General features: G+C 36.4%; 26 protein-coding genes and 1 riboswitch. Of the genes, 5 read left to right on the plus strand and 21 right to left on the minus strand.

The genetic code is table 11. From position 1 onward, the window contains the following. Positions 1-2: 2 nt before the first annotated feature. From deoB to ASO14_RS09980, 4 genes are all read right to left on the minus strand, one after another. Entirely contained in the window at positions 3-1,199 is a 1,197-nt protein-coding gene (gene deoB, locus ASO14_RS09965; protein ID WP_068454535.1) for a phosphopentomutase, read from the minus strand. Between the two features lie 123 nt (positions 1,200-1,322). Beyond that, a complete protein-coding gene (xerD, locus tag ASO14_RS09970) occupies positions 1,323-2,228 on the minus strand; it encodes a site-specific tyrosine recombinase XerD (protein WP_068454538.1) in 906 nt (301 codons plus the stop codon). 117 nt (positions 2,229-2,345) lie between these two features. Continuing rightward, positions 2,346-2,813: a ferric iron uptake transcriptional regulator gene (gene fur / locus ASO14_RS09975; protein ID WP_068454541.1), complete on the minus strand. Its 468-nt coding sequence runs from the start codon at positions 2,811-2,813 to the stop codon at positions 2,346-2,348. Positions 2,814-3,011: 198 nt separating this feature from the next. Beyond that, the gene (locus ASO14_RS09980; RefSeq protein WP_068454544.1) at positions 3,012-3,566 is read right to left on the minus strand and encodes an NUDIX domain-containing protein; all 555 of its coding nucleotides are present in this window, start codon (positions 3,564-3,566) and stop codon (positions 3,012-3,014) included. A gap of 76 nt (positions 3,567-3,642) precedes the next feature. On the opposite strand from ASO14_RS09980, the gene ASO14_RS09985 reads away from it, so the two are divergent. Next, positions 3,643-4,545 carry an aldo/keto reductase gene (locus ASO14_RS09985; protein WP_068454545.1) on the plus strand — a complete coding sequence of 301 codons (903 nt, stop codon included), beginning with the start codon at positions 3,643-3,645 and terminating at the stop codon, positions 4,543-4,545. A gap of 129 nt (positions 4,546-4,674) precedes the next feature. On the opposite strand, the gene ASO14_RS09990 is transcribed toward ASO14_RS09985, so the two are convergent. Continuing rightward, positions 4,675-4,923 (minus strand): YqkE family protein, encoded by a 249-nt coding sequence (locus ASO14_RS09990; RefSeq protein ID WP_068454547.1) that lies wholly within the window; start codon positions 4,921-4,923, stop codon positions 4,675-4,677. 120 nt (positions 4,924-5,043) lie between these two features. Between ASO14_RS09990 and ASO14_RS09995 the strand changes: the two genes are divergently transcribed. Further along, the gene (locus ASO14_RS09995; protein ID WP_082701451.1) at positions 5,044-6,030 is read left to right on the plus strand and encodes an alpha/beta hydrolase; all 987 of its coding nucleotides are present in this window, start codon (positions 5,044-5,046) and stop codon (positions 6,028-6,030) included. Between the two features lie 61 nt (positions 6,031-6,091). Here the strand turns inward: ASO14_RS09995 and ASO14_RS10000 are convergent, their stop codons facing one another. The 5 genes from ASO14_RS10000 to yneA form a co-directional block, all read right to left on the minus strand. Beyond that, on the minus strand, positions 6,092-6,331 hold the full coding sequence (locus tag ASO14_RS10000) for a YneF family protein (protein ID WP_068454549.1): 240 nt from the start codon (positions 6,329-6,331) through the stop codon (positions 6,092-6,094). A gap of 191 nt (positions 6,332-6,522) precedes the next feature. Beyond that, entirely contained in the window at positions 6,523-8,520 is a 1,998-nt protein-coding gene (tkt, locus tag ASO14_RS10005; RefSeq protein WP_068454551.1) for a transketolase, read from the minus strand. A 159-nt stretch (positions 8,521-8,679) separates the two neighbouring features. Continuing rightward, complete coding sequence (locus tag ASO14_RS10010; protein WP_068454553.1) at positions 8,680-8,916, minus strand: DUF896 domain-containing protein; 237 nt, start codon at positions 8,914-8,916, stop codon at positions 8,680-8,682. A 140-nt stretch (positions 8,917-9,056) separates the two neighbouring features. After that, a complete protein-coding gene (locus ASO14_RS10015; protein ID WP_068454555.1) occupies positions 9,057-9,716 on the minus strand; it encodes a YneB family resolvase-like protein in 660 nt (219 codons plus the stop codon). After that, positions 9,716-10,018, minus strand: coding sequence for a cell division suppressor protein YneA (yneA, locus tag ASO14_RS10020; RefSeq protein ID WP_068454557.1), 303 nt, complete (start codon positions 10,016-10,018; stop codon positions 9,716-9,718). Before yneA ends, ASO14_RS10015 begins: the two co-directional genes overlap by 1 nt. Before the next feature lie 160 nt (positions 10,019-10,178). Here yneA and lexA point away from each other — a divergent pair, with 160 nt between their 5' ends. The 3 genes from lexA to ASO14_RS10035 all read left to right on the plus strand — a co-directional run bounded on the left by lexA (position 10,179) and on the right by ASO14_RS10035 (position 13,828). After that, positions 10,179-10,826 carry a transcriptional repressor LexA gene (lexA, locus tag ASO14_RS10025; protein WP_231727006.1) on the plus strand — a complete coding sequence of 216 codons (648 nt, stop codon included), beginning with the start codon at positions 10,179-10,181 and terminating at the stop codon, positions 10,824-10,826. Positions 10,827-11,132: 306 nt separating this feature from the next. Further along, on the plus strand, positions 11,133-12,905 hold the full coding sequence (locus tag ASO14_RS10030; protein WP_231726949.1) for a bifunctional metallophosphatase/5'-nucleotidase: 1,773 nt from the start codon (positions 11,133-11,135) through the stop codon (positions 12,903-12,905). A gap of 203 nt (positions 12,906-13,108) precedes the next feature. Beyond that, entirely contained in the window at positions 13,109-13,828 is a 720-nt protein-coding gene (locus ASO14_RS10035; protein ID WP_068454563.1) for a YjgB family protein, read from the plus strand. A 107-nt stretch (positions 13,829-13,935) separates the two neighbouring features. Here the strand turns inward: ASO14_RS10035 and ASO14_RS10040 are convergent, their stop codons facing one another. The 11 genes from ASO14_RS10040 to ASO14_RS10090 form a co-directional block, all read right to left on the minus strand. Beyond that, positions 13,936-14,802, minus strand: a complete 867-nt coding sequence (locus ASO14_RS10040; protein WP_082701453.1) for a glycine betaine ABC transporter substrate-binding protein — start codon at positions 14,800-14,802, stop codon at positions 13,936-13,938. Between the two features lie 10 nt (positions 14,803-14,812). Next, on the minus strand, positions 14,813-15,664 hold the full coding sequence (locus tag ASO14_RS10045; protein ID WP_068454566.1) for an ABC transporter permease: 852 nt from the start codon (positions 15,662-15,664) through the stop codon (positions 14,813-14,815). Then, positions 15,657-16,859: a quaternary amine ABC transporter ATP-binding protein gene (locus ASO14_RS10050; protein ID WP_068454569.1), complete on the minus strand. Its 1,203-nt coding sequence runs from the start codon at positions 16,857-16,859 to the stop codon at positions 15,657-15,659. The genes ASO14_RS10045 and ASO14_RS10050 overlap by 8 nt, the downstream gene beginning before the upstream one ends. Before the next feature lie 201 nt (positions 16,860-17,060). Beyond that, entirely contained in the window at positions 17,061-17,699 is a 639-nt protein-coding gene (locus ASO14_RS10055; protein WP_068454572.1) for a GntR family transcriptional regulator, read from the minus strand. Between the two features lie 367 nt (positions 17,700-18,066). Next, positions 18,067-18,261, minus strand: a riboswitch (cobalamin riboswitch). Between the two features lie 40 nt (positions 18,262-18,301). Beyond that, positions 18,302-18,778: a glutathione peroxidase gene (locus ASO14_RS10060; protein ID WP_068454575.1), complete on the minus strand. Its 477-nt coding sequence runs from the start codon at positions 18,776-18,778 to the stop codon at positions 18,302-18,304. A gap of 31 nt (positions 18,779-18,809) precedes the next feature. Then, a complete protein-coding gene (locus ASO14_RS10065) occupies positions 18,810-19,901 on the minus strand; it encodes a family 20 glycosylhydrolase (protein WP_068454578.1) in 1,092 nt (363 codons plus the stop codon). 37 nt (positions 19,902-19,938) lie between these two features. Beyond that, positions 19,939-20,904 (minus strand): FecCD family ABC transporter permease, encoded by a 966-nt coding sequence (locus tag ASO14_RS10070; protein ID WP_068457485.1) that lies wholly within the window; start codon positions 20,902-20,904, stop codon positions 19,939-19,941. Positions 20,905-20,932: 28 nt separating this feature from the next. Beyond that, entirely contained in the window at positions 20,933-21,937 is a 1,005-nt protein-coding gene (locus ASO14_RS10075; RefSeq protein WP_068454581.1) for a FecCD family ABC transporter permease, read from the minus strand. Positions 21,938-22,007: 70 nt separating this feature from the next. After that, a complete protein-coding gene (locus ASO14_RS10080; RefSeq protein WP_068454583.1) occupies positions 22,008-22,916 on the minus strand; it encodes an iron-hydroxamate ABC transporter substrate-binding protein in 909 nt (302 codons plus the stop codon). A gap of 15 nt (positions 22,917-22,931) precedes the next feature. After that, a complete protein-coding gene (locus tag ASO14_RS10085) occupies positions 22,932-23,750 on the minus strand; it encodes an ABC transporter ATP-binding protein (RefSeq protein WP_068454587.1) in 819 nt (272 codons plus the stop codon). 134 nt (positions 23,751-23,884) lie between these two features. Beyond that, positions 23,885-24,430, minus strand: a complete 546-nt coding sequence (locus tag ASO14_RS10090; protein ID WP_068454590.1) for a hypothetical protein — start codon at positions 24,428-24,430, stop codon at positions 23,885-23,887. Positions 24,431-24,489: the final 59 nt, after the last annotated feature.

Here is a 24,489-nt window from a genome sequence, read left to right on the forward strand (position 1 = left end):
CCTTATTTCAATTGGGATAAGAAACTTTCACCGTACTCTGGTAACTTCACATCAAAATTATCTGCAACTGTCGCACCAAGACTTGCAAAAGTTTGCATGTGGTCAAGCGCTTTACCTTCTTTAAAGCGTGGTGAGTACGCAATTAAAGGCACATATTCACGCGTATGGTCTGTTCCTTCAAATGTTGGATCATTCCCGTGGTCTGCTGTAATTAGTAGTAAATCATCTTCATGCATATTTTCAAATACTTCTGGTAAGCGCGCATCAAACGCTTCTAGTGCTTCACCATAACCTTGTGGGTCACGACGGTGACCAAAGTTTGCATCAAAATCTACTAAGTTGACGAATGATAGTCCGTGGAAATCACGTTTCATGACATTGACTAATTGATCCATTCCGTCCATATTACTTTTCGTACGAATCGCTTCCGTTACACCTTCACCGTTATAAATATCTGAGATTTTACCGATCGCGATGACATCAAGCCCCGCATCCTTCATCTCATTCATTACTGTACGACCGAATGGTGTTAGGGCATAGTCGTGACGATTTGCAGTACGTGTAAAGTTTCCTGGCTCGCCTACGAATGGACGCGCAATGACACGACCGACTAAGTACTCAGGGCGTTTTGTAATCTCACGTGCAATTTCACAAATTTTATATAGTTCTTCTAGCGGCACAATATCTTCATGTGCTGCAATTTGTAATACTGGATCTGCTGATGTATAAACAATCAGAGCGCCCGTCTCCATATGTTCTTTACCAAAGTCCTCAATAACTGCTGTACCACTGTATGGTTGATTACATAATACTTTACGACCTGTTTTTTCTTCTAACTCATCTAATAATTCTTGTGGGAAGCCTTCTGGATAAACTTTAAAAGGTTTGTCGATATTTAAACCCATAATCTCCCAGTGACCTGTCATTGTATCTTTTCCTACAGAGGCTTCTTGCATGCGACCATAGTAAGCTTTTGGTTTTTCAACTTCTTGAATGCCTTTAAGTGGCTCTAAGTCAATCATACGACGAATATTTGAATAGCCTAAGCTCTCCATATGTGGCATATTCAGCCCGTTCATTTCCTCTGCAATATGTCCAAGTGTATCTGCACCTACATCGTTAAAAGCAGCTGCATCTGGTGCCTCACCAATACCTACTGAGTCCATCACAATTAAATGTATACGTTTAAATGGTTTCATTTTTAGTTCCTCCTACAATCGATTTCATTACTGATTCCCGAAAAAAGTCAGTCGTTGATTGTTCTTCTTTATTTTAACAAATTTTTTAGAAAAATAAACGTCAGACATCTGACATTTTAAAATTTATGCACGCGGATGGTATTGTTTATAGACATCAGATAGACGTGTTTTACTGACATGCGTATAAATTTGTGTTGTTGAAATATCCGCATGACCTAATAATTCTTGTACAGCACGCAAATCTGCGCCATTCTCAATTAGATGAGTCGCAAATGAATGTCGTAAAATATGTGGTGTTAATTCATGCTGAATATGTGCTTTTTGTGCATAGCCTTTTAACAATTTCCATACGCCCTGCCTTGTTAATCTGTTCCCTCTCTGATTCAAAAATAACGCTTCACTTCGTCCTTTTGTACTTTCTAATTCACGTCTAGCTTGATTAATGTAAACCGTACATGTTTCAATCGCTGCTCGTCCAAGTGGAATAATACGTTCCTTTCCTCCCTTGCCAAATACACGAATGAACCCCATAGAAAGATGGACATCTTCTACATTCAACTCAATACATTCACTTATGCGCATACCTGTAGCGTATAAAAGCTCTAACATTGCGCGGTCTCTTTTACCTGCTGGCTTTTGTGTATTCGGCGCTTCCATCAATCTGTCGACTTCTTCAATTGATAGAATCTGTGGTAACTTCTGTTCTAATTTCGGCATCTCCAAATGAACTGTCGGGTCTTGTTGACAGCGTTTTTCACGCAATAAAAACTGATGGAATGAACGAATAGATGAAATATGTCGTGAAATCGTACGCGCTGTTTTCCCGTCTTCTTGCAGTACTTTTAAATGTTGTAAAATATGATACCGCTCAATTTCATCAAAAGTTGCTAATTGTTGCTTTTCAAAAATCGAATGGACATATGCCCGAATATCTTTGTCATACGATGTTAATGTATTCTGCGCAAGTTGTCTCTCTACACGTAAAAAGTGTATGTATTCTTCTACTGCATCTCGTACTTCTGGATTCATCGTTTTCTCTCCTTCTCTATTCAAGATAGAAAAAAGGCTGTCCACATCAGTTTAAGCGCGCAGTTTAGAATCAAGTAATTGATTTAAGCTGCTTTTTAAACTTTAGGGACAACCCTTCTAGTTTTGGTCATTTGGTGATTGATCTTTTTTACTTGAACAACGCCAGCAAATCCCGTGGAATGTTAAACGGTGGTCTTTCACTTGGAAATTCCAACGCTTTTCAACAATTGCTTCCACATCTTCTAATAAATCTTCTTGGATTTCATCGACTGCACCACACTCGATACATACAAGATGGTGGTGGAAATGTGCAGCACCTTCTTGGCGTAAATCGTAGCGTGATACACCATCACCAAAATTAATTTTATCGACAATTTTTAATTCTGTTAACAACTCAAGTGTACGATACACTGTTGCTAAACCAATCTCTGGCGCTTTTTCTTTTACTAATAAATAGACATCTTCAGCACTCAGATGATCTTCTTCGTTCTCTAGTAGTACGCGCACTGTCGCCTCACGTTGTGGCGTCAGTTTATAGCTCGCACCATGCAATTGCTTCTTTATTCGATCTATACGGCTTTCCATAGTGACGCCCTCCTAAACTATTCACATTATACCAAAACCCATGTTTGATTGACAACAAATAGTGGAATTTAAATGGAATGACTATCTTTTTATAATAATTATTATTAAATAACAAGTCAATTGAGAATATTGTTCACAGCAACTATGATAAACATATTTTCTCAAAAAGAAAACCTTTTTTACTTCATCTATACAAATTTATTTGTTTACCGACATATTTTGACGCATCCACATGACAGCAATGACTGTTTTCGCATCATAAATTCGACCATCTTGCATCATTTCTTCTGCTTCTTCTAAAGAAATGTCCATTAATTCGACAAATTCATCTTCATCTGGACTTGCCGGTTGCTCGATTTTATATAAGTCTTTTGCAATATAGAGGTGAATGACTTCATCTGCAAAGCCTGGTGATGTTGCAATCGTTTGAAGATACGTAAAGTCATGCGCGCCATACCCAGTTTCTTCTTCTAATTCTCGAACTGCTGTTATGGCTGGTTCTTCACCCGGCTCTAGTTTACCAGCTGGAATTTCAACAATACTACGCTCTAAAGGCTTGCGATATTGTTCAACAACAATTAAACGATCATCTGCTGTAATTGGAATAATACCTACTGCTCCAGGGTGTTTCACTAATTCGCGCGTTCCATTTTTTCCATTTGGCAGACGTACTTGATCTTTTTTTACATCAATAATGCGTCCTTCATAAATTGTTTCAGATGAAATCGTTACTTCTTCAAATTTTTTGTTCATCTTATTCACTCCATGCTTTTAAGATTGATTATTTTTCCACTTACATTGTACCATTAAGTATGAGGAGGCGTTATATATGGAGTATAGAAACTTAGGTCCAAGTGATTTACGCGTGTCAGAATTAAGTTTAGGTTGCATGTCACTACCGATGGAATTACAAGAGGCGCGTAATATCATTGACGCAGCAGTAGACGCTGGCATTAACTTTTTTGATACAGCAGACTTATATAATCATGGACGTAACGAAATTATTGTAGGAGATATTTTACGTAAAAAACGCCAAGATGTTATCATTTCAACAAAGGTCGGAAACGTATGGGATGCTTCTGGTGACAGCTGGCATTGGGATGCGTCAAAAAAATATATCATGGAGGCCGTTAAGAAAAGCCTCGTCCGTTTAGGTACAGACTATATCGATTTATATCAGCTACATGGTGGAACATTAGAAGATAACTTCGAAGAAATTGCAGAAGCATTTGAGGATTTAAAACGTGAAGGCGTCATTCGTCAATATGGTATTTCTTCTATTCGCCCAAATGTTATTGAACAAATGGCAACAATGGGTCGTCCAAGCGCTATCATGATGCAATATAGCGCATTAGACCGTCGTCCTGAGGAATGGTTTGAGTGGATGAAAGAACGACGTATATCGGTTATTTCACGTGGTACAATTGCGAAAGGTCTTTTAACAAATGAATGGGAACAACGAATGACAGACAATGGTTTTCTAGACTATTCAAAAGAAGAATTAGCACATACACTGAAACAACTTGAACAATCTACAGATTATATGTTAAACGGTGCCATTGGCTATAATTTAAAACAAGATGTCATTGCGAGTACAGTTTTAGGTGTTAGCAGTTTGCCACAATTATATGAAATTATCGACGCTTATCATCATCCTGCTTCACAGGATGTTTTAGAACAATGGATGAACATGACAAAAGCAAATCGATACGAAGAACATCGTATGAAATAAATGTATGGCTGAAAAAATATATAAAGATTAAAAAAACTGAAATCGCGCTGTGTCGCGGCTTCAGTTTTTTGTTTAGATTCTCTTATTTATGGGAATTGCACTGATAGTGTCTGTTTTAAAAATGTACGATTAAAATTTTGAACCTTGATCGCCGTATTGTTCTAACAATTCTTCAAAACTCATATTTTTCTCGCGTTGTTTTTTCTCAAATAGCGCTTTTGCACGACGCTCTTCTTCTTGTTCTTTTTCTTGTGCAACTAAGCTTTGTTTCGCTAACTTTAATTGACTTAAGACATCTGCATTTAATTGATCTTTTAATGTCAATCCGTCATCTGAAGTCGACTTCGGTTGAGTCATTTGTTTTTTCTTTTTCGCCATTTCTGTCACCTCGTATTTGATTTATATTTATTTTAGCAGAAAGTAAATCATTTGTAAGGTTTTGAAATGGCTATGGATTTTTTTAATATATTTAATTATGATGAACATGAGGTGATGAATTTGAAAAAGAAATGGCCTTTACTTGCTTCTGTAGTTGCAAGTGCTGCGAGCGCTTCCATCGCTGCCCTTGGCTATACCATTTCCAATCGTGTTATGTATATGAAACAAAAAGATGAGCAGTTCATCTGGAATCGCGAAGTACAATCCAATCGGCTTGATGAAGACTGGTTTACACATGTAGCTAAAGAAAGTTTCATTGTACAATCACCAAATGGTTACCCCATTACATGCCATAAAATTCAGAGTACGACAAGTCTTAATACAATCATTATTTTACACGGAGTAACTGAAACACATATCAATTCCTTAAAATACGCACAAGTATTTGCTCGTCTCGGTTATAATATTATTGTTTACGATCAACGGCGCCACGGAAAAACAGATGGCAAAACGACAAGTTATGGCTTTTATGAAAAGTATGATTTACAAGCTGTTGTAGAAGCTGTTCGTTCACAGATGACACATGATGCGCTGTTAGGAATTCAAGGTGAATCAATGGGTGCTGCTACAACTCTTCAATATGGTGGATTAGATGATACATTATTTGATTTTATTATTGCAGATTGCGCATTCTCAACATTTGAAAAACAACTCCACCATGTACTCATGCGCGATACACCGATTAAAACTGCTTACGCGGTAAAATTAGCTGACTTCTTTATTCAAAAACGTGATGGTTATACACTGCGTGAAGTCGCACCGATTGAAGCTGTTCAAAAGATTTCAAAACCGATTTTATATATTCATAGTTTAGAAGATACGTATATTCCACATACAATGTCAGAAGCGCTACATGCGGCAAAACCTGAAAATACACGACTTGTGTTATTCGAAAAAGGTGAGCATGCGCAATCATTTAATGAACAACCTTTTGATTATGAAAAAGAAATTATTAAATTTTTAGTAGACTTTCATATTAGTTATTTACCACAAGATTATCAATTCCCACAGAAGAAACGTCGCACACGTATTATTCAACCTGCATAACATACAAAAAGTGAGACCTACTAATGAGGCCTCACTTTTTTGGTTTATCTTAACGAATAAATTATTTCTTCTTTTTATCCATTTTATCTGTTGCTTTACTCATTTGGCTCATCACTTGGCGAACCTGTTTCTCAGATGGTTTGCGTCCCATTTGAGTCATCATCATACGAAGCATATCTTCGTTGATTGGCGGGTTTTCTTTTAAATACTTCATCATGTATTGGCGTGCGATGAAAAATCCACCCACAAGACCAACGATTAACGCAAGGATGATGAATGTAATGGCAAGACCTGTACTCACTTGTGTTCCTCCTCTATTTTCACATACGAGATAATACTCTCCATGAAGGATTATACAATAAAAAACATAGCCTATCTACATTTGTCGTAGATTTCATAAAAAATTAATTAATTATGCTACATATGAGAAATCGTTTGTTGAATAAAAAAACCCCGAAACGTCAAACATTTCGGGATTTTATTGTGTACGGATTAATTAAATAATGCTTTCACTTTCGCAACAACATTTTCAACTGTGAAACCGTATTTTTCAATCACTGTATCTCCAGGTGCACTTGCGCCGAATGTATCGATTGCAAGAACATCACCTTCGAAACCAGTATATTTATGCCAACCGAATGATGAAGCCATTTCGATTGCAAGTCGTTTTGTTACTGCTTTTGGTAATACAGATTCTTTGTATGCAGCATCTTGCTCATCAAAGCGTGCTGTATCAGGCATTGAGATAACAGATACTTCAATACCTTCTTTTGCTAATGCTTCTTTTGCAGCTACTGCTAGTTGCACTTCTGAACCTGTTGCGATTAATAATGCATCTGCTACTTCTTTTGAAGCTTTCGCTACAACGTAAGCACCTTTTTCAACACCTGCATGTAATACAGTTTGATCTACATCAAGAACAGGTAGGTTTTGACGTGATAAAACAAGTGCAGTTGGACGGTTTTTAGAAGTTAATGCTAACTTCCAAGCTGCTACTGATTCATTTGCATCTGCTGGACGAATTACTGATAAATTCGGCATTGCACGTAAAGCGGCTAAATGCTCGATTGGTTCGTGTGTTGGACCATCTTCACCAACAGCTACTGAGTCATGTGTGAATACATATGTTACAGGTAATCCCATTAATGCAGACAGACGAACTGCTGGACGTACATAATCAGAGAATACGAAGAACGTACCACCGAAGACGTTCAATCCACCATGAAGTGCCATACCGTTTAATGCTGCGCCCATTGCAAATTCACGTACACCAAACCAAATGTTACGACCAGCGCGGTCATGTGCTGAGAAATCACCAGCACCTTTGATTGTTGTTTTGTTTGAACCAGCTAAATCGGCACTACCACCGAAGAATGAAGGAACAGTTTTAGCAATTGCATTAATCATATCACCAGAAGATGAACGTGTCGCAACTGATTTACCTGCTTCATATACTGGGAATTCTGCATCGAAGTTTTCAGGGAATTCACCTTTGATTGCTTTCTCTAATTGAGCTGCTAATTCTGGGAATTCTACTTTATATGCTGCAAACGCATCATTCCAAGCTGCTTCTGCTTTTACACCATGTGTTTCAGCTGCTTCCTTGAATGTTTCATATACTTCTTCTGGAATTTCGAATGGCTCATATGTCCAGTCGTAATTCGCTTTTGTTAATGCAACTTCTTCTGTACCTAATGGTGCACCGTGAGAATCTGATTTACCCGATTTATTCGGTGAACCATGACCAATAATTGTTTTAATCTCAATTAATGTTGGTTTATTTGATGTTTTTGCATTTTCGATTGCTTGATTGATTGCTGCCACATCTGTACCGTCTTCTACTAATAAGTAGTTCCAACCATATGATTTATAACGTGCAGCTGTATCATCTGAGAATGATTTGTTTAAATCACCATCTAATGAAATATCGTTACTATCGTATAATACGATTAATTTTTCTAATTGTAGATGACCTGCTAATGACGCAGCTTCGGCAGAAACACCTTCCATTAAATCACCATCACCACATAACACGTATGTATAGTGATTGATAATATTGTGTTCTGGTTTGTTATATACTGCTGCTAAATGAGATTCAGCCATTGCCATACCTACTGCCATTGAAATACCTTGACCTAATGGACCTGTAGTAGCTTCTACACCGACTGTATGTCCAAATTCAGGGTGACCTGGTGTCAAAGAACCCCATTGACGGAAGTTTTTAATTTCTTCCATTGGTAAGCCGTAACCACCTAAGTGAAGTAGGCTATATAAAAGCATTGAGCCATGACCCGCTGAAAGGATAAAACGATCACGGTTGAACCATGATGGATTTTGAGGATTATGTTGTAGTTGTTTTGTCCATAGCGTGTACGCCATTGGTGCTGCGCCCATTGGTAAACCTGGGTGTCCTGAATTTGCTTTTTCAATTGCATCAATTGATAAAGTACGAATCGCATTAATTGCTAACTGATCTGCTTGTTGCGTCATTAAAGTTGACATCCTTTCTTCTATACAAAATGTATTACTATCTCTAGTTTAGTCAAGAATCGACTATAAAACAATGGTTATAATTGACGTTAGACGATTATCCATGAAAAAACGCACACAATTGTGGATTTTCGTCATAATTGTGTGCGTTTTTACTTGTTAATTTAGACGTCCGTTTGTTTTTTGCTTTTCACGAATTTTATCTGGCGTTACTTCTTCACCATTTGGATCGAAAATACGAACGTTTTCGATCGTATTACGCATTGTTTTACGGAATGTATCTAAATATTCTTGGCGCAGTGCCGTCTGTTCTTTTGCTTCTTCAACAGTTAATGTACCTGCTTTTTTCTTTTTTGATAATTCACTAATACGCGCTAGTTTTTCTTTTGATAGCATAATTTTCATCCTTTCGACCTAGTCACTACATTAAAGGTATGAAAAATACAGCAATTTAGCAAGTATTCAGCTCAAAAATCCTGAAAAAAGCTTAAAAATAACGATTTAAAGACTTAAAAAGACATTTTAAAGAAAAAATTCTATTGATTTTGTTGTTCTTGCACATACTCTGTATAACGACGATGCACAGTTGCTTTACTCACATGAAAACCGGCAATCTTTAACGTAGCAGCTATTTCTTCATAAGTAAGCCCTTTTTTTCTTAATGCAACAATCTGGTCAAGTGGCACATCAATTCTTTCGCGTCCTTCTGGATTACCACGATTACTAATATTTAATTCTGGACGATAGCCATTTTCAACAGCACGACGCATCCCTCGTTTGATTTTTGCATTATGTATTTTGCGTTGGTACTCCTCTACAATTGCTAAAATCTCCAGTAACATCGAATCCATATCGTTTAATTTCATTTCACCATCTGATGACATAGAATAAATCGTTGTATCGTATTTTTGTAAAAGATGTAAAACAGCCATTCGACCATTCCCACGTCCAATACGTGTCTCATCTTGAATAAATAGAGCAGATTGCGGATATTGTTTTAAGAAATCTAACAATTCTAATAATCCTTCACGCTCAATATCATAACCACTATGGCGGTCTTCAAAAATACAATCTAATGTGTACCCTTTTTCTTTAGCATAGGCAGTTAATTCAATTCTTTGTCTCTCTAAAGACTGGTCTTGTGTTTCTTTTTCTGTACTTACGCGACAGTAAGCCACAGCTTTTTTTGATTTCATTATTGATCACTCGCTAATTCTATTTGTTGTAATTCATGATTGGTAATCGGTACGGTTAATTTCTCTCCCGCCATAATTTGCCCATCAACTAAATTGTTTTCATTAATAACTTGGTTCATCCATTTTTGTGGTTTCATATCTCCGCTATATTTTTGAGCTAAAGACCATAATGTATCACCTTCTGTAATTCGAATTTCAGTTACATGCGTCTTCGCTATTGTATCACGCACAACATTACCAACAAACAATAATACAACTACCGAAAAACAAATCACCATCACATTATTTTTGATCCACTTCATCTGAATTTCCCCTTCCAACTTTTTACTAGAATGTTTGTTCCCATCATAAACTCGAACACTTGTTTTTGTCAACGGTTTTTTCAGAACAATTGTTTGCATTTGATTTTCTACGATGTTATACTCAAAATACAAAATATAGTAGGAAGTTGAGGTGAAGGTTGTGAATACTGCATTGAAAAAAACAAAACTTTCAAAGCGTCAAGAAGCGATTTTAAATTTTATTAAAGATGAGGTACAAAGTAAGGGTTATCCGCCTTCTGTGCGTGAGATTGGATTGGCTGTTGGATTAGCTTCCAGTTCAACTGTACATGGGCATTTAGAACGTTTAGAAAGTAAGGGTTATATCCGTCGTGATAAAACGAAACCTCGTGCAATTGAAATTTTAAATCCCTTTGAATCGACTACGGCTACAAAACAAGGTGTGATGCATGTTCCACTTCTTGGTAAAGTAACAGCAGGTATGCCCATCACAGCAATTGAAAATATTGAAGAGTACTTCCCAATTCCACATACATATGGTACATCTGATGACCATATTTTTATGCTAGAAATTATGGGTGAGTCGATGATTGAAGCAGGTATTCTAGATGGCGACTATGTCATTGTGAAACAACAGTCTTCTGCAAATAACGGTGAGATCGTTGTGGCAATGACTGAAGACGACGAAGCAACGGTAAAACGTTTCTATAAAGAAGACGGCTATTTCCGTTTGCAACCTGAGAATTCTTCAATGGAACCAATTATTGTTCAAAATGTATCGATTTTAGGTAAAGTAGTCGGGCTATACAGAAATATTCATTCATTTTAAATACATTTCAACTAGTAAAGGATGTGTTTTTCCACATTCATTACTAGTTTTTTTATTTTGTTTAAATTTATTTTTTTACTATAGACTTCTTAATTAATCACTTGCTAGTAGATGTTCAAATGACTAACGTCTAATGTCTGACTTATTACTTTTAGATTATTTTCAATTTATACTTATTGTATTTTTATGACAATATCTAAATAATCTTTATTTTCTGTTAAATAGAATAATTCAATAATATATTGCTATTTCAGGATGTAATTCTTATATTTAGGAGGAAACAATTCTATTTTAAGGGGTGGCGAAATGATGTTTAAATCGAAGATTATTACTTCATTAAGCGTTGCTGCATTACTAACTGCCGTACCATTTTCTTTCGGTGCAGGAATCAATGCAACAGCTAAAACAACAAGTAAAAAAGTAGTAGAGAAAAAAATCCCTGTACAACTTTTAAGTATGAACGACTTACATGGTTATATTGACGGGAATAACAAAAAAGATAGTGTAGGTACGCCAGTCGGTGGGATGGCTTCTTTAGCGTATAACTTTGAGCAAGAAAAAGCTGCTTTTGCAAAAGCAAATAAGTTGAAATCAACAACTTCTAATTCACTTTCAATTCATGCTGGTGATACAGTAGGTGGCTCTCCTGCTATCTCAAGTCTTTTACAAGATGAACCAACAATGAATATTTTAAATGCAATGAATTTCTCGATTGGGGCACTTGGAAACCATGAATTCGATGAAGGTTTAGACGAATTCCAACGTATTTGGAAAGGTAAAAAACCCATCAAAGGTGTAACACAAAACTATGAATTCGTAAAAGATTATAAACAAACAACTTCTAAAATGGAGATTCTTTCAGCAAATGTAGTTGATAAAAAGACAAAAAAATTAGTTAAAGGCTTCAAACCTTATACAGTTAAAACAATCGGCGGTGTAAAAGTCGGCTTCATCGGCATTGTAACACCACGTATTAAAGAAGTCGTTTTAGCACAACATACAAAAGATATTGATGTAGTGGACCCTGGTCAAGCTGTTGCAAAATATACAAAAGAATTACGTAAACAAGGCGTAAAAGCAATCGCCGTTGTCGCTCACTCGTCTGTCGAAGTCGATAAAGAAGCAAATTCTTCTATTGAAACACAAGAAAATTCACGTTTAACAGGCGATGTAATTGATATGTTAAAAACAGCAAACAAACTTGATCCATCGAACTCAATTGATGTTGTTTTTGCTGGTCATAATCATGGCTATGCTAACGGAACGTACAAAGGTGTTCGTGTAGTTGAAGCCTATAACTATGCATCTGCTTATTCAGTTGTAACAGGTACACTAAGTTCAAAAACAAAAGACTTTATGAAGACACCAGCAGCTAAAATTAAATATAACTACACACAAACAGAAACAACAATTATGAAAAATAAAGTATCTAAAAAAGTAAATGGTATTATTCAAGAAGCAAAAGGTATTGTTGGGAAAGTGATGGACCAACCAATCGCAAATATGAATGCAGCAAAAATCTCACGTGAACGTGTAGCCTACCCACTAGGCGGCTCACCTGTAGGGAATCTTGTAACAGATGGACAGTTAGCATTTGCAAAAGCAAAAGATGCTTCAGTTGACTTTGCTTTCACAAACTCTGGTGGCGTTCGCTCTGACTTAGATGCAACTGCTTCTGGCGATTCATTTGTAATTTCACGTGGCGCTGCACAAGGCGTTCAACCTTTCGGTAACATTTTAAAAATCGTTGAATTAACAGGCGCTCAAGTTAAATCTGCAATTAATAATCAATTTACAGGTGGATATGGTTTAGAAGTTTCTGGTTTAACATACACATATAAAGATAAAGCAGTAGTTGATGTATTCGTAAATGGCGAAAAGATTGATGAAGCGAAAACATATAAAGCAGTAATCAATGACTTCTTAGTAGGTGGCGGTGACCAATTCCCTACATTTAAAGAAGCAAAAGTAATTGATGATCTTGGTTTAGATACAGATGCATTCATTCAATATATTACAAACTTAAAAACAGTAGATGCTTCTTCTGTTGTAGAACCTCGTTTAAAAGAAGTACAATAAATTTTAAAACCCGAAATTGCGCCATATATTGCAATTTCGGGTTTTATACTTTGACCATTCTATCTCTTTATTTTATGAATATAACAAAAAGATAACAAATATTGAAACTTCTTAACAATTTTTGCTGCTATTTGTAGTAGTTGTATTCTTTTTATTTGGTATAATTTAATAGAGAATATAAACGATTAAAAGGAGGAGATTCGATGAAAACTTATACAAAACTAGCTAGTTTACTTGCAGCTTCTTCACTGCTACTTGTTGCTTGCGGAGAGCCAGAAGCAACTCCTGAAAAGGAAGTGCCGAAAACACAGGCAGCTGAAAACACGACAGCGAAAACAGAAGATGTACAAGCAGAAGATGTACAAACAGAAGATGTACAAACAGAGGCTAGTAAAAAAGAAGACACTACTGTAACATCTACTTCTTCTAAAAAAATCGAAACAAAATCAAAAGACACGGTAAAACCTATCTTACGTGATTTTTTACAAAACCAATTCAAAACAGCGAAAAATGGTATGACAGAAGGTGTTCCATTTGAGAGTGGAAAATCGGTTTATGAAGACATTACAAAGAAATGGGGAAAACCCGCTACAACATTCTCTAATAATACGAATTATATTGAATATAAAAAGAAAGGAAAAGTAACCTATGCTTTTGCCATTGGGCGCGGAGATCGTGTTTATGATGTGCGTACTTTCGTAGCACCTGACAGTTCATTTAAACTATCGGATATTACATTTTCAGATATTATAGCTATTGGTGGTAAGCCCTCATCAACAACCTATAATGGTAAAGATACGATTTTAAATTATAAAGTCGGAAAAAATACGCTGAAATTTGTTGGTCCAACAAAAACAAAAAAATTAGATCATATTTCCATATTTAATCAACGTGCTTCAGAGCCAATGGGCGGACGTGGTTAATTGATTAAAAACGAGGTCTTACCGTGCGTAGACCTCGTTTTTTAATGTAAAAAATCCTATGCGTGAACTTTCATATGTTCACTACATAGGATTTATTTATTACACGATTATTTTGTCCACTCTGCTACTTTTGTTTGGTTTTCTTTAATCCAAGTTTTTGCAGCTTGTTCTGGTGGTGTACCATCATGAATATCTAACATAACTGATTCGATATCATCTGTTGTCCAGTTAAAGTTTTTCAAAATTTTATAAGCATCTGGTGATTTCTCTTTTAGCTTTTTAGAAGCGAATGTATGAATTTGTTCTTCGCCACCATATACTTTTTTCGTATCTTTTAAGAATTTTAAATCATATTTTTGGAACATCCAGTGTGGTGCCCATCCTGTAATAACGATATCTTCTTTCTTCTTGATAGCTTGACCAAGTGCTACAGTCATCGCACCTGAAGAAGATTGTTTTAGTTTCCAATCACTTAAGTTTTTATAATCTTTTAAAGCCTTTTCTGTAGCACCCATGATGCCTGCTCCTGGCTCAATACCTGTGATTTCTTTTTTCGCTTGGTCTTTTAAATCTTCAATTGAATCAACCTTCATATAATCTGGTACAACTAAACCAATTTTAGCACCTTTTAAGTTAACACCTAAATCCTCTACTTGGTCTTTATACTTATCATATTGCGCACCATGTGTATGTGGTAGCCATCCAGCTACCATTGCATCTGCTTTGTTATTTGCGACAGCTTCCCACATCACTGCATTATCAAGTGAAGTTGTTTTGACTTTAATGCCTTCTTCTTTTAAAACTTCAGCAATAACATTTGTTGAAGCTACTTCTGTATCCCATTCTACATATGCAAGTTCAACAGTTGGATCTGACTTATCTGAACTTGAAGAGTTACCGCATCCAGCAAGGACTGCTGATAGACCAAGACCTAAAGCTAGTCCTGCTGCTTTCATTGTTTTTGAAAATTTCATCTAATTCACCCTACCCTTTTTTAGTATTGAAACTTTGTGTTAAACGATCAATTAAGATTGCAAAAATAACAAGTGCTAAACCAGCTACAAAACCTGGTCCAACGTCTGCTCTTTGTACAGCTGTTAATACTTTTTGACCTAAACCTTCTGCACCAATCATCGATGCAATAACAACCATTGATAGCGATAGCATAACCGTTTGGTTTACACCAGCCATAATTGTTGATTTTGCTAATGGTAGTTCTACGTTGAATAATTTCTGTGGTCCTGTACTACCGAAAGATTCTGATGCCTCAATTAATTCTTTTGGTACTTGCTGAATCCCTAAATTCGTAAAACGAATCGTTGGTGGGATTGAGAAAATAATGGAAGCAAACACCCCTGGTACTAAACCAATACCGAAGAATGCAACAGCTGGAATTAAGTACACAAAACCTGGCATTGTTTGCATGAAGTCTAAAACCGGCTTCATAATACTTTCAAATACTCTACTTTTTGACATACAAATACCAACAGGAATCCCGATAATAATCGAAATTAAACTCGCAAATAGTACAAGCGTGACCGTATTCATTAAGTCACTCCATAATCCTTGGTTATAAATAAACAGTAAACCAAGTACTGCGAAAATCGTTAAACCGAGTTTTTTCTTCGTTGCAAAAAATGCTAATACTGCAACTAATAAAATAAATACAATTGCTGGAACCATAAGTAAGAAATCTGTAACGGCAAGCATCATGCTTTCTGTATTCTCTTGAATTGCATCAAAGAAACCTTGTCCGTGTTCCGTAATATAATCCATTGCATTATTCGTCCATTTTGCAAGTGGCATCATCGGAATTTGATCGAGTAAATTATTCATGTGCCGTCACCTCCGCAGATGTTTCTTTTGCGAGAGCTTCAATCACTACACCGCGAATAAGAACCCCAACTAGCTGATCATTTTTCATAACAGCTACTGGTGTTTTTGAGTCTGAAATAATTGGCAACACTTCTTCTAATAGTAAATCGTGTGGCACTGTTAAAATATCTTGTTGTACACAATTGATTAAATTTGTTTGGCCTTCTTTTGCACAACGTAATGCGTCGTCTGCAGTTATGTAGCCAACTAATTGTTTTGGCGGTGTCACTGCTAATACCATACTCACTTGTTCATCTTTCATACGTTTTAATGCCATTTTTGGTCCATCATGTGCCGGATTAATCGTTACTGGTTTCACCATGATGTTTTCAGCTGTTAATACTTTAGAACGGTCGATGTCTTCAATGAAGCTACTTACATATTCATCAGCTGGATTTGTTAGAATTTCTTCACCCGTACCGATTTGAATGATTTGTCCATCTTTCATAATGGCGATTCGGTCACCAATGCGTAGTGCTTCATTCAAATCATGCGTAATAAAGATAATTGTCTTCTTCATATTTTGTTGAAGTTCTAACAACTCATCTTGCATCTCTTTCCGTATTAAAGGGTCGAGGGCTGAAAAGGCTTCATCCATTAGAACAATTTCGGCATCGTTTGCGAGTGCCCGTGCAAGACCTACACGTTGCTGCATACCACCGGATAATTGCTTTGGATATTGATCTTTGAAATCAATGAGTCCCGCGTTCTCAAGTGCTTTTTCAGCTTTGACTTTACGCTCTTCCTTTGGAACCCCTCGAACCTTTAATCCATATTCGGTATTTTTTAAAATCGTTTGATGTGGGAATAACCCAAAATTCTGAAAGACCATATTAATTGAATTTCTTCGCACTTGTCGTAATTGTGTTTTATTCATTTTCGATACATCTGCATCGTTAATGTAAATTTGCCCTGTTGTTGGTTCGATTAAACGATTAAGTAATCGTACAAGTGTTGATTTACCACTACCTGATAAACCCATAATAACGAAGATTTCACCTTCTTTTACTTCAAAGCTTGCATCATAAACACCAACAGTTGCACCTGTTTCTTTTAAAATAGTTGATTTACTTTTTCCCTTCTTTACAAGCTCTTCTGCTTGTGTAATTTTTTTTCCGAAAATTTTACTTACGTTTTCCACTCTTATTTTAGCCAAGAGCTACACCTCAATTCGTTGCGATATCAGTTTGTTACAAAATAAGTAACAACTTAACCCTAACAAAAAGTTGTTACTTATGTCAAATGTAAGCATCAAAATGCCATGTTTCCCCTGGGAGAAACATGGCATTTCCTATCATTATTTTATGTTTATGAATCCTTGTCACAACAAGGTTTATATACCTTTTAAAAAGTCGATTTATCCTTTGTATAAAAAATTTTTTACAATATCGAAAGATGCTTCATTTCCAATAAAGTATAGTACATCATTTTCTTTAATTGATGCATATGGTCCAGGTGATAATAAAATCGTTTCACCGCGACGAATCCCGACAATTGTAGCTGTCGTATTTTGCCAGAAATTTAATTCTTGAATGGTCATATCTAAATACAGGCATTCCGATGTTACAGTCACGTTGAATGGTGCAAATGGATTGAGCGAATGAAAACGATTTGTTCGCGACACTAACTCTTGTGACAGTTGTTCCAAGCGCTCTAATTCTTCTTTTTGTTTGGCGATGGATTGAAAGACATCATGCTGAATTTCATTGACTGATTGCACATCTTTTAATTGATGTACAAATTTTGCAGCTTCTTCATAAGACTTGATGAAGACGCCACTCCCCTTTGTAGCTTGAACGATTCCTAAATCTTGTAGTACTGCAATGGCACGGCGCGCCGTTTCAGATGAAACACCATATTTACTCGCTAATGAGGAACGTGCATATAGCTTTTGCCCAACCTCATATTCTCGATCTACAATCTTAGAGGCAAGGTCAGCCGCAATAATTTGATAACGCGCCTGCTTTATTTTTGTTTTTTTCTCATGTTCGGTCATTTACCGAAACCTCACTCTCCATCTCAAAATATATAGTCCATATAGTAGCACTAAATACATTGCTTTTCTATATCTTTACAAATAATTTATACATTTTTAAAGTAAACGAAACATTTTACTGTATTAAAAAGAAGGAATCACGTATAAACACGCAATTCCTTCTTCTCTAGAGTTTAGTTCTGTTAGGTCCCGTAACGAAACAAATTTTGTATTATACTATTCGGAAGTTGGGGAGTTCTAAATAGTCGTATTGAATCATTGAATGGGAATCGTAACGAGAGCACAAAAAACAGCTTCCCCCACAGGAAAGCTGTCATCTACTAAAAACATAAGTAGCTAACATCAACCTATCCTCGTAGGTAAATAAAGATGCACAGTAGAATTGGCAGGTCTCCTGGCTCATGGTCACTGTGTAACAGCCCCTTCCCATCTATTTAAAGACAGTGGATATGCTTACTACACTCACATTTACAGTTGCGGGACAGCGCTGGAGTCACACCAGCTTCCCTTTTAAGCGAGGCGAATTCAAGGATTCCCTCACACCAATTCAAGCACTATTGATTTACAATTTATATATTATCTTAAAATGTCTAAATTGTCAATCAAATTTCTAAATATTTGACAATATCTTCCTCAAACTGACTTGGCTTATCTTTCGATGCATAGCGCGCCACGACATGACCGTCGCGATCTACAAGGAACTTTGTGAAATTCCACTTAATGCTACTACCTAAAAACCCTTTTGAATGTTCTTTTAAATACGTGAATAATGGATGCTCATCTTTACCATTTACATGAACTAATTCATGCATCGGGAACGTAACACCATATTGTAAACGACACTGTTCTGCTGCCGCTTCACCTGAATCTAATTCTTGCTTGAACTGATTTGATGGGAAGCCGAGTACGACTAATCCTTTGTCTTTATACTTTTGATACAATTCTTCGAGTTCTTTGAATTGCGGTGTAAAACCACATTTTGATGCTGTATTCACAATCAATAATACTTTTCCTTCGTACTCTTTCATTGAATACGTTTTTCCATCTTCTAATGTAACGTCTAAATCATAAATAGACATCGAAACACCCCTCAAAAATAATGTATTACTACTACTTTACCTTTTTCATCATTATCGGAAACAATTCTTTTGTATAGTTGTAAACTTGGTCGGCTGTATATTTCTTTGAACCCTCTCCCCATATAGAGATGGCTGCACCAGAAATTTTTGACGTAGTTTGCTGATGAGATGAATTCCATCTCCCTAACGTCCAGTTCTTTTTAATATCTCGTTTCATATACTGCAGATCCGAACGAATTGAACCTTTTGATGTAAAATCTACATATAAGTAGTAATCATTATAATTATACACTGTGTGTCCTGCTTTTATTAACTGTGGCGCACTGGGACGAACTTTTTCACGATACTTCTTTTCAGTTGTACTTTCGGGTTCACCCGTCCAACTCCAAAATGTAATCGCAATCGTTTGATTTAACTTTTTTAAATCTGCCTTCAATAAAGAATCATTCCAAATCCATGTACGCACATGCTTCTTTTGCAAATAACGATTCATTTGATTGAAGTAATGGATGTATTTCACATGATCTTCTTCATCATAGGCAATCTCGTCTCCACCAATATGCATCGTTTTTGTTTTCGGTAAAGCTTGTAAAACTTCACGATATAATGCTTGTACGAATCTTATACTCGACTGATTCGGTGCAATTTGATTCCACTCATCACGCACCAACTTTTTCGCTGCCTTCGGATTCGCTTTTTCATACAGTTTTAAAATAGCTCCCATATGACTAGGTGTATCAATCTCGGGGATTAATTCAATCTTCTTCTTCGCCGCATACGCTTCTAAAGAGCGCATCTGCTTCATCGATAAAAAGGTTTGCTTCGTTAATGGATTGCGATAGAGTCCGTCTTTTTGCTGCCATGATTTCTTTGCTGGCTGTCCTAAAAGTCGACTCTCTAATGCATAGTTTTCATCATCGGTTAAATGAAGATGTACATAGTTCCCGCCTGATTTTTTCACATCATCTATATATTTTTTTAAGACATCAACTGTATAAGATCGACGCGCTACGTCTAAATTCATACCGTATTTTTGCTCCTGCGCCTGTGCTACATTTTGTTCACTACACCCTGTTAAGCCTATAAGCATACAAATAGATAAACCAAATAGCCACTTTTTCATAAAAATCCTCCTGATGTTTCCTTACTTCTACTATCTATTATACTTGTTTTTTTAATAAATATAAGAAGTATGGTGCACCAATAATAGCGACAACAATCCCAACTGGAATACTCGATTCTGTTAAAATCGAGCGACCAATCGCATCTGCCACTAATAAGAGAATCGGGCCAATGACAATCGTCATCGGTAAAAAACGTTGATGGCGTGGTCCAACAAGTGAACGGGCAATATGAGGGGCCATTAAACCGATAAAGCCAATTCCGCCTGTCACAGATACTGCAGCTGCTGCTAGACCAACTGCTAATAATAAGAAGTACATACGCTGTTTGTTCAATGAAGCACCTAATCCTACTGCCATCGGCTCACTTAGCCCTAAAATGTTCAAATGGTTCGAACGCATTATAGTAAATGGAACGAGAATGAGTACCCATGGAAGTAGAGCCCATACAAACGGCCAATCGGCTCCCCAAACATTCCCTGCTAACCACCCTGCAATAAAGTCGACATCTGAGCGATTTGCTGAAGAAATCAGCATGACCATGATGCCCGATAAAGCCGCTGCAAATCCAACACCGACAAGAATTAATCGGAATGGTTGAATCCCACGATTTCGTTCATAAGAAAAACTATAGATGAGGAGAGCTGTTATAATCGCACTGACAAACCCAACAATCGGTAATGCATATGAAAAATTCGTTAGCTCTCCTTTTGCAAATAAGTAAAGTACCGTAATTCCAACACCTGCACCTGCATTAATCCCGATAATCCCAGGGTCTGCTAGGTCGTTCTTTGTCAATGTTTGAAGTACTGCACCAGCCACTGCTAACGCAACACCTGCTAAAATTAAAATTAAAATACGTGGTAAACGAATAGAGAATAAAATAAATTCATCTGACACTTCACCGTAACCGAAGAATGTAGCAATCACACTTCGAAAACCCATTGAAGAATAACCAACAGATAACCCTAAAAAAGCACAACAAATAACTAAAAAGACACCCATCGCTAAATAAAATGTATACGTACTCTTTTTAAGCAAAGAAACGTCCTCCCCTCTTCACTAAAATTAAGAAGAATGGTAGACCAATCACAGCAACGAGTGCCACAACAGGTGTTTCATATGGTGCATTCATCGTGCGTCCAATCAAATCAACGATGACCATAAACATACCGCCTACAATCATCGACATTGGAATAACTGCTCGGTAATCACCACCAACGAATGTACGAACAATATGCGGAATCATTAAACCGACGAAGGCTAAGTTACCGATTAACGCAACCGCACTCCCTGCTAGTAACACGACAATGATGAACATAATCGTCTTAATTTGCATCGTTTTTTGTCCAAGTCCTACAGCTAGTTCTTCATTTAAACTTAGAATCGTTAGTTGTCGACTAATAAGAATACTACCGATTAATGCAATGATGATAAGTGGCATAACGATATAAGCACTCCATGTAATACCTTGTAAACCACCTGATGTCCACATCGAAACATTCTTTGAAATTTTGAATAATAGACCTGTACCATCTGCTACTGCTTGTAAAAACATCGAAACAGCAGCCCCTGCTAATACTAATTTTAAAGGAGACATTCCTTTTCTACTTGTGGCACTAATACCGTACACAATCCCCATACCAACAGCAGCGCCGATTAAACAGGCAATAACAGAACCCATATAATCGAGTTTTGGAACAAGAACGAGACCAATGGCTAATGCGGCATTTGCTCCTGAAGTAAGCCCCAGTAAACCTGGGTCTGCTAATGGATTACGTGTTACACCTTGCATAATTGCACCTGCTACTGCTAAAGCCGCCCCTACAAAGACTGCTGCAACCACACGAGGGAATCGTATTTCTCGTAAAATATCAATTTTCTCGCCACCCTCACTCGACCAAATTGCATGCCATACATCTTGAAGTGGTATGACGGCCGCTCCGAGTGAAATCGCAAAAAATATAGTAATGAGTAAGAGTACGAAGGCGATAAGCAATTGGAGCCAAAGTGACCATGATCGAAATAATTTCAGCATATTTTCCTCCGTCCTTTCTATGTAAAAAAGGTTACCCAGCTATGGATAACCTCTTTTTATTATCATCATTTTACTTTCCTAAAAATGACTTTTTAAAGAAATCTAATTGGAAATCAAGTGTCATCATGTCATTGAAATAAAATTCATTTGCATTGACACGGAATACGCGATTATTTTTAACGGCTGGAATTTCTTTATAGTATTTTGTTTTTGTGAATGCTGGATCTTGATCACCGAATACAGATAAAATCATGTAATCGCCTGCATATTTTTTTAATACTTCACTTGATACAGCATAATACCCCTGTTTTAAAGCATCTTTTTTAACAGCTTCTGGCATGTTTAATTTCATTGCTTGATATAAAATTTCTGTACCACGTCCCCAGTTATTACCGTAAACGTAGATTTCTTTACCGAATGATTCGATGACCGATACTGTAGCATCTTCACCAATTTTTGCTTTAATTTCTTTTCCAGTATCTGCTGCACGTGTTTTAAAGTCATCCACCCATGCTTGTGCTTCTTTTTCTTTATTGACTACTTTACCGATTTCTACAGCTTGTTGTAAATAATCGTATGCATTATATGTGAATAATACAGTTGGCGCGATTTTTTCGATTTTCTCTTTATTTTTAACTGTATCATATCCGATGATTAAGTCTGGTTTTAATTCTGCAATTTTTTCAACGTCCTCATCGGAAATTAATTTCGCATCTTTTAAAGCATCTTTAAATTGTGGGTTATCCATTGACCACTGATCTGCTCCTACAACTGGAATACCTAATTTAATTAAATCACCTGTATAGCCTGCTAGAACTACTACACGCTTCGGATTTTTTGGTACCTTAATATCACCATTTACAGCTTTATACGTGAATGTACCTGAATCTTCTTTTTTATCTTTTGTTTCTTCTTTTCCACCACATGCAGCTAATGCTAAAACCATTAATGCAATGAATGCAATTATTAATTTTTTCATAAATAAGCTCCTTTTTTATCGTTGAATAGATGGGATTTTTTCGTCCACTGTCGTTTCAATTAGATTATAAGTGACACACATTGGCTTTTTCGTACGTGGATCTTCACCAATAACAGCATCAATTTGGAATACACGCTCTAATGTATCGTGCGTCATGACTTCTTCAGGCGTTCCTTCTTTGATTAAGTGCCCTTGATTCAAAGCAATCATATAATCTGAAAAGCGTGCAGCTTGATTGAGATCATGTAATACCATGACGATTGTACGTCCTTCTTTTTCATTTAATTCCTGAAGCAATTCAAGTACTTCTAACTGATGTGCCATATCTAAGTAGGTAGTTGGCTCATCTAAAAAGATGATGTCGGTTTCTTGTGCGAGTGCCATCGCAATCCATACACGTTGTCTTTGCCCACCAGAGAGTGCGTCCACAGTCTGTTTTCGAAACATCGCTGTATTAGTTGCTTGAAGTGCCCATTCAATCACGCTACGATCTTTTTCTGTTAGATTTCCAAATCCTTTTTGATATGGATAACGTCCATAGGATACGAGCTCTTCAACTAATAATCCGCTAGCACTTTCAGGACTTTGCGGTAAAATCGCTAATTCTTGCGCTAGCTTTTTTGTATTCGTCTTTTGAATATTTTCACCGTCTAAAATCACTGCACCAGATTGATAGGGGATGATACGTGTAATCGCTTTTAAAAGGGTTGACTTTCCGCAACCATTGGCACCAATAATTGTGGTTACTTTTCCATCTGGAATCGTAATCGTTAAATCATGAACGATTGTTTTTTCGTCATACCCCACACGAATTTGATTTACTTGTAATCGCATATGTGCGCCTCCTTTCAAATGAGAATGATAATCATTACTGCTTTATTATAGATTATCTTAGTTGATTGTCAATTGCTATTTTTAAAAAATAAAAGGAGTATTGAACAGATACATTCAATATCTCCTTCTCCTCCTTATAATTGGATGGATTTTTCCGTTATATACCCTTTGTATGATTTTCCATTTTTATAATATGTTACATGATAAAATGTTCGCATTCCTAATGTGCGTGCTTGTATAATGGATAACCGTGTTCCGTATGGAATGATATGAATGGTTTTTGATTTTTTTGTAATACCTGCTTTCAATGCAGTTTTAGAATTTTTAATAATTCCATACTCTAATGAAAATGTATTTGCGCGTATATACTTAGTTGGAATATAGGCTGTACTCTTTTTTCCATTTAGTGTTTTTGAAAAATGGATTTTTGCCCATTTCGTATTGACATAGTGTGTTATTTTTAAAACATTCGGTGTATAGACTCCTTTTTTATTTGTAAAACTATCTGGGATAGTTCCTAACTTTTTACCATTCATTTTTTTATAGTAAGGAGTTGGTTGATCGATGAATACCACATAGTTTTTTCGTGGACTATTTTTAGTTTTCGTAGCACTTCCTTCTATTTGAAATGACGTAAATCCTAAAATACATACAAATAATAGAATAAGACTTTTTTTCATCTACATTTCCACACTCCCTTTTCAAATCTCCATACCCGTCTTGTGCATAGATTAAAACG

This window comes from Kurthia sp. 11kri321, from assembly GCF_001534765.1.
In the GTDB taxonomy this organism is placed as follows: Bacteria; Bacillota; Bacilli; order Bacillales_A; family Planococcaceae; genus Kurthia; species Kurthia gibsonii.

Bases quoted from the DNA above. Each gene is read 5' to 3' on its own strand.
- deoB (WP_068454535.1), bottom strand. From the start codon at position 1,199: ATGAAACCATTTAAACGTATACATTTAATTGTGATGGACTCAGTAGGT.
- xerD (WP_068454538.1), bottom strand. From the start codon at position 2,228: ATGAATCCAGAAGTACGAGATGCAGTAGAAGAATACATACACTTTTTA.
- fur (WP_068454541.1), bottom strand. From the start codon at position 2,813: ATGGAAAGCCGTATAGATCGAATAAAGAAGCAATTGCATGGTGCGAGC.
- ASO14_RS09980 (WP_068454544.1), bottom strand. From the start codon at position 3,566: ATGAACAAAAAATTTGAAGAAGTAACGATTTCATCTGAAACAATTTAT.
- ASO14_RS09985 (WP_068454545.1), top strand. From the start codon at position 3,643: ATGGAGTATAGAAACTTAGGTCCAAGTGATTTACGCGTGTCAGAATTA.
- ASO14_RS09990 (WP_068454547.1), bottom strand. From the start codon at position 4,923: ATGGCGAAAAAGAAAAAACAAATGACTCAACCGAAGTCGACTTCAGAT.
- tkt (WP_068454551.1), bottom strand. From the start codon at position 8,520: ATGACGCAACAAGCAGATCAGTTAGCAATTAATGCGATTCGTACTTTA.
- ASO14_RS10010 (WP_068454553.1), bottom strand. From the start codon at position 8,916: ATGCTATCAAAAGAAAAACTAGCGCGTATTAGTGAATTATCAAAAAAG.
- ASO14_RS10015 (WP_068454555.1), bottom strand. From the start codon at position 9,716: ATGAAATCAAAAAAAGCTGTGGCTTACTGTCGCGTAAGTACAGAAAAA.
- yneA (WP_068454557.1), bottom strand. From the start codon at position 10,018: ATGAAGTGGATCAAAAATAATGTGATGGTGATTTGTTTTTCGGTAGTT.
- ASO14_RS10030 (WP_231726949.1), top strand. From the start codon at position 11,133: ATGATGTTTAAATCGAAGATTATTACTTCATTAAGCGTTGCTGCATTA.
- ASO14_RS10035 (WP_068454563.1), top strand. From the start codon at position 13,109: ATGAAAACTTATACAAAACTAGCTAGTTTACTTGCAGCTTCTTCACTG.
- ASO14_RS10040 (WP_082701453.1), bottom strand. From the start codon at position 14,802: ATGAAATTTTCAAAAACAATGAAAGCAGCAGGACTAGCTTTAGGTCTT.
- ASO14_RS10045 (WP_068454566.1), bottom strand. From the start codon at position 15,664: ATGAATAATTTACTCGATCAAATTCCGATGATGCCACTTGCAAAATGG.
- ASO14_RS10055 (WP_068454572.1), bottom strand. From the start codon at position 17,699: ATGACCGAACATGAGAAAAAAACAAAAATAAAGCAGGCGCGTTATCAA.
- ASO14_RS10060 (WP_068454575.1), bottom strand. From the start codon at position 18,778: ATGTCTATTTATGATTTAGACGTTACATTAGAAGATGGAAAAACGTAT.
- ASO14_RS10065 (WP_068454578.1), bottom strand. From the start codon at position 19,901: ATGAAAAAGTGGCTATTTGGTTTATCTATTTGTATGCTTATAGGCTTA.
- ASO14_RS10070 (WP_068457485.1), bottom strand. From the start codon at position 20,904: ATGGGTGTCTTTTTAGTTATTTGTTGTGCTTTTTTAGGGTTATCTGTT.
- ASO14_RS10075 (WP_068454581.1), bottom strand. From the start codon at position 21,937: ATGCTGAAATTATTTCGATCATGGTCACTTTGGCTCCAATTGCTTATC.
- ASO14_RS10080 (WP_068454583.1), bottom strand. From the start codon at position 22,916: ATGAAAAAATTAATAATTGCATTCATTGCATTAATGGTTTTAGCATTA.
- ASO14_RS10085 (WP_068454587.1), bottom strand. From the start codon at position 23,750: ATGCGATTACAAGTAAATCAAATTCGTGTGGGGTATGACGAAAAAACA.
- ASO14_RS10090 (WP_068454590.1), bottom strand. From the start codon at position 24,430: ATGAAAAAAAGTCTTATTCTATTATTTGTATGTATTTTAGGATTTACG.